The sequence below is a fragment of the Marinicrinis lubricantis genome (genome assembly GCF_042658665.1).
GTDB lineage: Bacteria > Bacillota > Bacilli > Paenibacillales > KCTC-33676 > Marinicrinis > Marinicrinis lubricantis.
In genome coordinates this window covers 59,638-69,844 of sequence record NZ_JBHSQV010000177.1, presented here as the reverse complement: position 1 = coordinate 69,844, position 10,207 = coordinate 59,638, and the positions used below count along the sequence as shown (strand labels likewise).

Sequence of the window (10,207 nt, the reverse complement as noted above, 5' to 3'; positions counted from 1 at the left end):
GAAGAAATGGACGGGGCGTATTCAAGGCTGGGGGCAAATCATCCTCCAACTATCCATTCATTTCGAGGAGCGCGTCACCCCTTATATCATTGATTAATAGAGTTTACACAAAATATTTGACAGTCCCGTTTTAACAGGCTATAAAGTTGTAAATGCGATTACTGAAACTACATTAAACAATAATTTGCCTGTAAAGGTAAGTATTAAATCAATTGAAGATTATTATGATAAAAGTGGTAAATACCTAAAGACACTTGTCATATTGGATGAAGTCTCCAATGACTTTTCAAGTGGTAAAGCCTATAAAACATTTAATAAGGAAGAATATAAACAACCTTTATTAAAAAAGGAAACTAGCATTAATTTAAACGAAAATCATTTTGTACAACCAATTGCATTTGATAGCAGTGCAGAGAAAGAATCTGTTAAAAACAACATAATTTCCAACATTGATAATATAAAGACGACTAAATCAATTTCATAATACCTTCAGCAGCTTTAATCAAGACTACATGTTGTATCGAACGGTTCAATCGATCAATATGTAGTGACAAATTCAGTATTTAGATCATTTATGAAATGGATTCGACTGCTAAAACCAAGGAAATTAAAGGCTTCACATATGAAGAGTTTAATAGATTGAAAGAAATTGGTGAACAAGCAAGAGTCAGTGGATCCGGAAATATCGTAACAAATTCCGCCCAATCCTCTAACGATGTCATAATATTTGACCACTGGGAGCAATGTCCGACAACTTCCGGAGCAACTGAAATGTGTGGAGCTTATGATAATTATTATAACCATAATACCTCGACAGGAAAGTATACAATACAAACAATTACTTATGATCCAAAAGGGAGCATATATAACAAAATATCTGGTACAACAATTGGTCATGCTAAAACTGCTGGATTATTAGGGGAATACAAAGCCAAAATAAATAACTATGATGAATATACACAAAGACGCATGGACGGATTACATTGGTCTGAAGTAGCTGGATGGGCATCTGGACTAGCTAGTATGGTTATATTGGTCGCAACTTTTTCGGCAGGTCCAACTGGATGGGCTGCAGCAGTTTCACAAGCAGCAGCAGAAGCTTTCATCGCTTTAATTGGGTTAACTTCTAGCACATATACAACATATACTAGACTGAGTTATAGTGGTACAGCAGCAGCATATTTGCATGAAGCAAATATGAAACATGCATCCATAATGAATACTGGAGAATATGATAGTTCAACATGGGTTGTAGGATTATAAGCTAATACGAAAGGAAAAACACCTCTATGGATAGTCGAAAAAAACAACTGTTAGTGGCAGGAGGTACTTCAATCGTTATCTTCACTGGAGCTACACTAATCCAATTGATCATCCTTATTGCTAACTACGGTGAATTGAAACAGAATAACGGATTATTTTTCCCAGTATCCATGTTGGTTATATTCGGATTATGCTCCATCCTCTCTATACTTCGTTTACTCCATTGGTTAAATAAATATGAGAAATCTAAAGAAAATAATCACGACAAGTAGATGTATTAATAACAAACAAATTTAAACAACGTTAAAAGCAGATGAGCTTCTCCGTAGAGAGCTCATCTGCTTTTTTCGCTGTTAATTACAGCGCCAATGGCCAGCGCCGCCAGCACCTGCATCGCGGTCTTCACAATGACCTGTCCGAGAATAGCCATCGGTACAGCGCTCCACGGCGTGAAGCCTGCCCCGAGCGGAGACAGCCCAATGACAACGAACACCACACTATCGAGCAGACCGCCGACAATCCCGCTGTACAATACACGCAGCGACATCGGAAGCTTCAACCGTGTATATATTTCCGTATCGGTCGTCTCCGAAATGATGAAGGTTACTGCAGAAGCAAATACGATCCACAGCGTATCTCCCAGCAAGTATGAGGTTAAAGCAGAAAGTACGACAGCCGCCCCCATCGCCGCATAGGTCCACGCTCTGCCAATCGCATTTTGAACAAAATCGCGAAGAAAAAAGGTAACCCCTATAATAAACGTTCCCGCCGGCACAATGAAAGCGCCTATTTCAAACGGCGCAAGCGAGGCAGTAACTACGTTCGCCGTTACAATCGCCGCTAAATACAGCAGTACCATGATCCACTTATGCATCCTATTCTTCTCCCGTGATGTTATGTTTTTCTCCTCATTATACACTTTTTTTGCTAGGGATGAAGAAGGAAACGTTTGGACCAGGACACCTGGATATTTAGCGTTCCATTCAATCGTCCGATCCGTTGACTGCCGTCATGAAGACGCCAGTTCCCTGCTGCGCTGAATCTTCAACTCGTTACCGCGGTCTGACTGGGCGTCCCTCTCTTCCAGGCAGCGGCTTAGGGTCTGCGCTTTGATCGTCAGCTGTCAAATCGATGCCGTAGTCCTTAGCGAACACCATATGCGTCTCAACGAGCACGTCCGGCGCACTCTCATCGAGATTGAAGACACGCGCTCCGCGCAGCCGATTTTTCTCCTCACCGGACAGGCCGTATGTACCGAACCCTGCACTTCCGCCATAGCCAAGCAGTACGCCATAGTAATTGCCATGATACGTATTGATGTGATCATGACCGCAGAAGACGCCCTTGACATCGCCCCTCGCGAGAATCGCGGAGAACAGTCCGCTGTTAAACGGCCCCGGACACTCGTCCTCATTCCGTTCGCCGACGATTTGGTGCTTAATCATAGCCCGCATATGATCCTCCTCTGTCCGGCTGTCCACGCTGGCAAACCACATGTAACGGTGCTCCCAAAGCGGAATATGCATGAACATCAAGGATGGAATTTTGCTCCGCCAGCGCTGCTCCAGCTTCTTGGAGGTCTCCACATACCAAGACACTTGATCTGTCTTGAGCCAATCCCAATGCGGATACCCTTCAAAGTCTTGGCCCGCGATCGACTCCGGCGCATATCGCCCGCTGTCCAGCAGCCAAATGTTAAAGGCCGCTCTTCTCCCTCTCGAGTCGTGAATAAGGATGTGACTATTGCCTGTTCCGGTCACGCCTTTCGGTCCCGCTTCGTTCAAGTTGTTGCGGTAAGACATGTAAAATTTCAGCATATCCGCTTCGTCCATTCCGCTGTTGGGCGTAGAATCCTCATCATGGTTGCCAAAGGTGACGGCCCATTTGATATTTCGCTGCTCTATCGGCTGAACAATGTTGTTCATCGCCTGCTTCATCTCCAGCTCTGTATCGCAGCCGCCCGTAATGTTGTCACCGTTCAACACGACGAAGTCCGGTTTCTCACTGTCCAGCACCTTTTCAATTAATTCAATTGTTCGGCGGTCCGTATATTCATCATCCTGTGTATCGTTGAACTGTACCACCTTAAACTTACCGTCCTTGTTAAACTGCAGCTTCATTCGTTCCTTACTGTCCGCATAAGCTTTTTCTTCAAGCCAATCGATAGGAATGCCTGTCTGTCCGATGGTGAACGCCAGTGTACCTGCACCCGTGAGCTTCAGAAAATCACGTCGGTTGATGCTCTTGGATGGTTTCTCCTTATCCATTCACATAAGCCTCCTCGTCTTCGATTAGAACTTCCATCTAACCGTACAACAGCTTTGTAAACAGAGCATGAAGGAAATCTTGAATTTGTGTAAAATGACTTTTTTTGAACCCCTCTTCTCACAGCAGACAAAAAAACACCGACCCCATAAGGCCGATGCTCTGCTTAGTGCATTAATGATTTAAGAAAACAAGCTGAATAAAGAATAGGATCGCAAACAGGTAGAAAATCGGATGAACCTCTTTCCATTTTCCTTTCACAGCTTTCAAGATCGGATATAAAATAAATCCGAAGCCGATCCCCGTCGCAATGCTGTATGCCAGCGGCATCATCGCAATAATCAGAAACGCAGGAAAAGCGACCTCAAAGTCATTCCATTCGATTTTGGTTACCACACTGATCATCAGAAAACCGACAATAATGAGTGAAGGTGCGGTAATGGCTGGAATGGAGGCCACTACTTCAATGATGGGAGAGAAGAACAATGTAAGTCCGAGCAGCACGCTCACCGTTACCGCGGTAAGTCCCGTTCTGCCGCCGGCCGCAACACCTGCACTCGATTCAACATATGCGGACGTTGGACTGGTACCGAGCGCCGCTCCTGCCGTTGTGCCGACCGCGTCCGCCAGCAATGCGCCTCTGGACCGCGGAAATTTGTTATTTTTCATCAATCCGGCCTGCTCAGCCACCCCGAGCATCGTCCCCGTCGTATCAAATAACGTAATGAGCAGAAACGTAAAGATGACAGCATAAAGCCCATGCTCGAATACTCCGCTGATATCCATCTGAAATGCCGTCTCGGACAAGCCGCTGGGCAGCGCAACGATACGATCCGGTAAATGCAGCAAGCCTGAGAACGATGCGATGATCGCCGTCACGACCATACCGATGAAGAGATACCCTTTCACCTTGTAGGACTTGAGGATGAGTGTAATGACCAAACCTGCTAATGTCAGTAATGTCATTGGCTTCGATAAATCTCCCAGCGTCAGCAATGTCGAATCTGAATTCGCGACAATGCCTGAGTTCTGCAAACCAATGAACATAATGAACAGCCCGATCCCTGCCGTGATCGCATGCTTTAAGCTGGCAGGTATCGCATCAAGCAGCATATATCGAAACGAAGTGAGCGAGAGTGCCACAAACAACACACCTGCGACAAACACGGCTCCAAGCGCGGTCTCCCACGTGACGCCTTCTCCTCCAACTACGCTATACGCGAAATAAGCGTTGAGGCCCATGCCGGGTGCAATTACAATCGGATAATTCGCTGCCAGTCCCATAATTAGTGTAGCCACAATGCTTGCAAGTATAGTGGCCACGAACACCCCATGAAAGTCCATGCCTGTGTCACTGAGAATACCGGGATTGACAATGACGATGTACACCATCGTAAAAAAGGTCGTAATTCCTGCAAGAACCTCTGTACTCAGCGATGTGCCGCGTTCTTTTAACCGAAACCATGATTCCATACTTTCACTGCCTCCAACCTGTTTATAGTTCTGAGATGAAGCCCCTTTCCACCGAGGCTTGTCCGCTTTATTCGAGCAGGTTTAGATCTTGTTCTATTAAAAGAAGAGCACAAAAAAACCTAACCCAAATTTAGGATACGTTGAAATACACGCAACCTATACTCGTAGTTAGGAATTATTGGCTCCTTGTAGAAACCCTCAAACCATATTATTGAGGATATACGAATAAGCTGACTTTCATAGAATAACGGATTATGAATCGCCAGTCAATCAATTTTCACTCATTTTTCGAGTGATTGCCGAAATATTCAATCTCATTATTTCCAAATGTTCGGAAATGGACCTCCATTCTACAATCCAAATTTATATCCGAAGCCTCGCACGGTCACAATATATTGGGGATTTGCCGGATCTCGTTCAATTTTTTTACGGAGGTTGCGAATATGGACCATCACCGTTCGAACGTCACTGCTTTTATCCCAACCCCATACCTGCTCATACAGCTGTTCAACATGAAACACTTGACCTTGATGCGCTAGCAGCAGCAGGAGAAGCTTCATTTCTTTCGCAAACAGATGAATTCTTCGTCCCTCCACATATACCTTGAAAGCAACGGGGTCAATTTTCAAATAATCGTCCTCCCATACAAGAGACGACTGAACGGATTGCGCCGCATGTCGATACCTGCGAAGCTGGGATCTAATTCGAGCAATGACCACATTCGGATCGAACGGCTTCGTAATATAATCATCGGCGCCCGCATCCAGTCCGTTTACGATATCATGGGATTCCTTTTTGCAGCTCATCATAATAATCGGTACATCCGACAACTCTCGTATGCTCCTCGTCACCTCCATACCGGAAGCATCCGGAAGCATAATATCTGTCAGCACCAAATCCGGTTTTTTGGTTGCAAACAGCTTGGCCGCCTCCTCCCCATTTATAGCCGGGATGGCGGTATATCCGCTTGACTGCAGATACAAGCAAATCATTTCCATAATATCCTCGTCATCTTCGATCACCAGCACCGTTCCACTCAATCCGAAGCACCTCCCATCTCTTTCTTGATCAGCCTGGCTGGAAGCCGAAAGCTGAATATATTGCTCGCATCCGTCCCCCGTGAAAAATCGATGCTTCCTTGATGATGCGCCATGATCTCTTTACAAATCGCCAAGCCTAATCCCGTTCCTTCCTGCTTTGCCGACCTGACGGATTTACTGCGATAAAACCGGTCAAAAATTAACGGCACTTCCTCTTCTGGGATACCGGGACCATGATCGATTACCTTCACACACAGCTCGGCTTCTTCCTCTTTCGCACCTCGCACCAGCTGAACGGAAACATGAGCCATCCCTCCAGCATATTTACGTGCATTGCTCAGTACATTAGAGAATACTTGCTCCAAGCGGAAGCTATCGGCGTAAATCACCACTTCTTCCTGCTGTGCAATGACAGCCTCCGATTCATCCCAAGTCATGCAAAAGCTGTCATCTAATGACCACTCCGTCTCATATTTATCAAACCATCTGCGCAGCAAAGGCAGTGCCGCGTGTTCTTCAAACTGCAGTGACATCTGCCGGGTCTCCAGCTTCGTCAGGTCAATTAAATCGTCAATGACTCTCCCGAGAAATAAGGTCTTATCAAAAATCCGTCTAGCATAGGCATTGTAATCTCGGGTGATGACACCATCCATAATGGCACTTGCAAAGCCTTTAATGGCCGTAAGCGGCGTTCTCAGTTCATGTGAAATATTCGCTAGAAGCAGTTTGCGAAACTGCTCCGAGCGCTTTAATTCTCGGTTCGCCCCTTCCAATCTTGCATTCATGTCGGCCAGTGCAATCGTTCGTTCACTCACTTTTCGCTCCAGCGTCATATTCACATGCTTCAGTTTTTCACTGAGCAGTTCGGATGTATGGAACGCCCTGGAATATGTAACGGAAACAAGAATCGACTGCATCAAAAGAAAGAACAGCAGACCAAGGGGCAGCCAAGGCCCGCTGGAGATGATCTGGTTGTAAAATAACATGTCGTTCACAATGACGCCCGCCATCACGGTAAACCCAATCATATTGATCACCGAGCCCTCTTGGCGGTGGAAAGCAGCCCATATGTACACGGTCATGATATATATGATGCTTGGAACGATAACAAACAGCTCAATCGGGAGCATCAGCTGTGTATACAGCTTCGCTCGCGTGAACAGCACGATACCGATAACGACGGCCTGTAAACAGGTAAATACCCGATTAAAGTACCAAGTGATCCTCGACGAATACTGTGCACCGATAAAATAAACGAATGCCAACAGACCTGCGCTTGCCGAAATATATTCAATTTTGACTGCGATCTCCCAAGGAAACGACGGCAGAAGCACGATACCGAGCGTCTCTCCGAGCACCCAAGTACGCAGACTGACAGCCAGACAAACGATGCCCAGGTAAAGGGGCTTCTTATCTTTTTTTCGGAATACAAAGATACTGAGATGATAAAAACCCATCATGGTTAAACAGCCGATCATAAAGGCTTCTGTAATGATCCGTTGATGACCTGCTTCGCTGATCGCTTCCGTATTGCCAAGGGATAAGCCTTCCCATATCCCCCCTTTACGCTGTACGAAATTCGATACTTGAATCACGATCTCATTACGGCCTGTGTGGGGTTGAAAATAGAGGATGCGGGGGACATTCTTAGGCTCCATCGATGATTTGTCCGTGCCGACTTTTCCGTTTTCCGCCAGCAGTTCTCCATTAACCCATACGGAATACGCGGTTGCTACACTGCGAAGCTGCAAAGCCATCATTCGTTTAGCGGAAAGCTCGGATAATTGGAATGTTAGCCGGTACGTCCCAAATCCAACGTTCGATAACGTCTCATTTCGCCATGAAAGTCCTCCCCAGGTAGCCGGCACTGGAATGGAATCGGAACGGAGTTCAGCCTTTTGGTCTTGAAAGGATGCAGGAGTCAGCAGCTGGCTCCAATAAAATTCCCAATCGCCATCCAGCGAAACCGTCACCCGCTTATTAAAATCGATGGTTGTCAGATCCACGGATCCGGGCAACCATCTTGTGCCCTCTTCTGCGTACATACTCGTCGGGACGAATAGGAAAACGATGGCAATCCAAATCCCAATGCAGCTTCTTCGCTTCATGAATAAAACTCCCACCTGTCACTGTGACGGCTGTTTATCCGAAAATGGTTATTTTGTTTATTTGTTCATTAATTCGACAATTATTGTATTTCCCCTCCCGTAAATAGGGGTTCAGTCCCAAAATCATCTAGGTTTTTTAAACCATTTTTTAACTGGATCTAATAAAATATTTGAGTTAAGACCTAATGAAGGGAGATTGTTATGAACTCAAAACCGAGCCTTTTTATGTTCATTCGGCGTTCTCGATTAGCCGTGATCGGAGCGCTCATCTTATGCCTGCTCGCTGCCAATGCTCATGCACCGTCCACTTTCGCCGCTGACGATGAACGCACAATCCGGATCATTGAGGCAAAAGGCAGTGTCACCGTAAAGAAATCAGGCGGTTCGTTATCCTTGAACGGTTACCAAGGCATGACATTGAGCGAAGGAGACTCCATCGCGGCTGGAACGGATTCCCACGTCATTCTGCGAGTCGAGGATGAGGGGGATGAAATTACGGTGGGGGCTGACAGCGAGCTGTATATCTCTGACCTCTCGATTCAGCAGAATGACACCGTCACAAGATTGTATCTGAATACCGGCTCTGCATGGGTGGAGGCGCACAGCTTGTCCGGGGACAAGGAAGTGTTTGAAATGGTGACCACTGAAGGAGCACTGCATGTCAGAGGTACGAACTTCTTGATGTTTGTTAATCCCCTCACGGGACAAACGTCCATGGTCGTTGCATCCGGTATCGTTCAAGCTCGGCAGCAAAACAAATTCGATCCGCAGCAAAGCAATGTTGTCAGCGTTTACCCTGCACAGCAGATCAACCTGGACAGCCGCACACAGGTTCCCGACTTAAAAACGAAGGTGGGCGTAGCTGATATCGAACAGATTGTCAATCAAGCGCCAGCTCAGGTATTAGAAAGCATCATCCGCAACAGCTCGGAAGTCCAGCAAGAAAACGAGCAATTAATGGAGCGCTTGAAACAATCTTTGGAAAAAGGCTCAGTTTCACCGGATGCAAATGCAAATCTGTATCTTTCGGATCAGCTTCAAATGGATCAATACCGTCATAATATCGATCAAATGCTGCTCAATATCGCGAAGCAGGCGGTGGATGCAAAGAAAATCGATGAAAAGCAAATGCAGCAAATCATTGATGAAGCCAATCAAGGAATCACGGATCCAAAATTCAAGCTGGATCGCGATCGAGCCAAGCCCTTGGACCGTACAGCGGGACTAGACCCTGAGGTGGAGAAAGCGAAACAACAGGCGAATGAGGCAGCAGTCCGCGCAAAAGAAGAACAAAGGCAGATGCTCGATAATCAACAGCGGCTCGCTTCATTAATCGCTCAAATTGAACAAGCCAAAAGAGCCGTCGAGGAAGCAAATCGGCAAGCTGCCGAGGAGGCTGCGAAACGAGCTGAGGAACAACTAAAGCAACAGCTCGATGAAGCGGCAAGGAAAGCGTTCGAGGAGCGCAAGCAAAGGAATGAACAGTCTTCCCGGCCAGTGCAGACTGGCCGTATTCAGCCTGGCGGTCCAGGATCAGCGGCTCCCCCTGATAACTCGGGGCCGAACAACCCCGGTCCCACTCCAAGTGAACCAGAAATGTCGATTGCGCTGAATTCGGCGTCGATAAGCGGCAATACCGTAACCGCTGCACTAACCATGTCAGGATTCACTGGAGAAAATTCTTTCTTCGCCGTCGAGGTACATCTGCTGTACGACAGCAGCAGATTGAGTTACCAAGGGAACGGCAAGGTTGCCCGTAATCCGCATGCGATTTTCGGAGCTCGAGACGGCAGTACCGAGCTCATCCGAGCGTATGAAGGTGAACGTGTATCCGAGCTGCTTTACGCCGCTGCCTTTGGACTTCCCGCTGAATCGAATGCCGGCCTGTCCGTAGAGGGTGAGCAGCTGCTCGTCGAAATTCCGCTCACGCTCATCCGCACAGGTACAGAGGATCTGAACATTCAGCTCATCTACTTTAAAGTCGTCGATCAAGACGGGAACACCGTACTGGATGGCAGCGATTTACTTCAAAACCCGGTAACGGTTCCCGTACAGTAA

General features: G+C 46.7%; 7 protein-coding genes and 1 riboswitch. Of the genes, 2 read left to right on the top strand and 5 right to left on the bottom strand.

Going from position 1 to position 10,207, the window contains the following annotated elements:
* Positions 1-579: 579 nt before the first annotated feature.
* Complete coding sequence (locus ACFPXP_RS17475; RefSeq protein ID WP_379895653.1) at positions 580-1,263, top strand: hypothetical protein; 684 nt, start codon at positions 580-582, stop codon at positions 1,261-1,263.
* A gap of 334 nt (positions 1,264-1,597) precedes the next feature.
* On the opposite strand, the gene ACFPXP_RS17470 is transcribed toward ACFPXP_RS17475, so the two are convergent.
* The 5 genes from ACFPXP_RS17470 to ACFPXP_RS17450 form a co-directional block, all read right to left on the bottom strand.
* Positions 1,598-2,137: a VUT family protein gene (locus ACFPXP_RS17470; protein ID WP_379895651.1), complete on the bottom strand. Its 540-nt coding sequence runs from the start codon at positions 2,135-2,137 to the stop codon at positions 1,598-1,600.
* Positions 2,138-2,315: 178 nt separating this feature from the next.
* Positions 2,316-3,530, bottom strand: a complete 1,215-nt coding sequence (locus ACFPXP_RS17465) for a metallophosphoesterase family protein (protein ID WP_379895650.1) — start codon at positions 3,528-3,530, stop codon at positions 2,316-2,318.
* Between the two features lie 172 nt (positions 3,531-3,702).
* Complete coding sequence (locus tag ACFPXP_RS17460; protein ID WP_379895649.1) at positions 3,703-5,001, bottom strand: NCS2 family permease; 1,299 nt, start codon at positions 4,999-5,001, stop codon at positions 3,703-3,705.
* 145 nt (positions 5,002-5,146) lie between these two features.
* Positions 5,147-5,246: riboswitch (purine riboswitch) on the bottom strand.
* A 105-nt stretch (positions 5,247-5,351) separates the two neighbouring features.
* Positions 5,352-6,041 carry a response regulator gene (locus ACFPXP_RS17455; RefSeq protein ID WP_379895648.1) on the bottom strand — a complete coding sequence of 230 codons (690 nt, stop codon included), beginning with the start codon at positions 6,039-6,041 and terminating at the stop codon, positions 5,352-5,354.
* Entirely contained in the window at positions 6,038-8,149 is a 2,112-nt protein-coding gene (locus ACFPXP_RS17450) for a sensor histidine kinase (protein ID WP_379895646.1), read from the bottom strand. The genes ACFPXP_RS17455 and ACFPXP_RS17450 overlap by 4 nt, the downstream gene beginning before the upstream one ends.
* A 201-nt stretch (positions 8,150-8,350) precedes the next feature.
* Here ACFPXP_RS17450 and ACFPXP_RS17445 point away from each other — a divergent pair, with 201 nt between their 5' ends.
* A complete protein-coding gene (locus ACFPXP_RS17445; protein ID WP_379895645.1) occupies positions 8,351-10,207 on the top strand; it encodes a FecR domain-containing protein in 1,857 nt (618 codons plus the stop codon).

Excerpts from the sequence above, each read along its gene's own strand:
- ACFPXP_RS17445 (WP_379895645.1), top strand. The coding sequence starts at position 8,351 with ATGAACTCAAAACCGAGCCTTTTTATGTTCATTCGGCGTTCTCGATTA.
- ACFPXP_RS17475 (WP_379895653.1), top strand. The coding sequence starts at position 580 with ATGGATTCGACTGCTAAAACCAAGGAAATTAAAGGCTTCACATATGAA.
- ACFPXP_RS17450 (WP_379895646.1), bottom strand. The coding sequence starts at position 8,149 with ATGAAGCGAAGAAGCTGCATTGGGATTTGGATTGCCATCGTTTTCCTA.
- ACFPXP_RS17465 (WP_379895650.1), bottom strand. The coding sequence starts at position 3,530 with ATGGATAAGGAGAAACCATCCAAGAGCATCAACCGACGTGATTTTCTG.
- ACFPXP_RS17470 (WP_379895651.1), bottom strand. The coding sequence starts at position 2,137 with ATGCATAAGTGGATCATGGTACTGCTGTATTTAGCGGCGATTGTAACG.
- ACFPXP_RS17460 (WP_379895649.1), bottom strand. The coding sequence starts at position 5,001 with ATGGAATCATGGTTTCGGTTAAAAGAACGCGGCACATCGCTGAGTACA.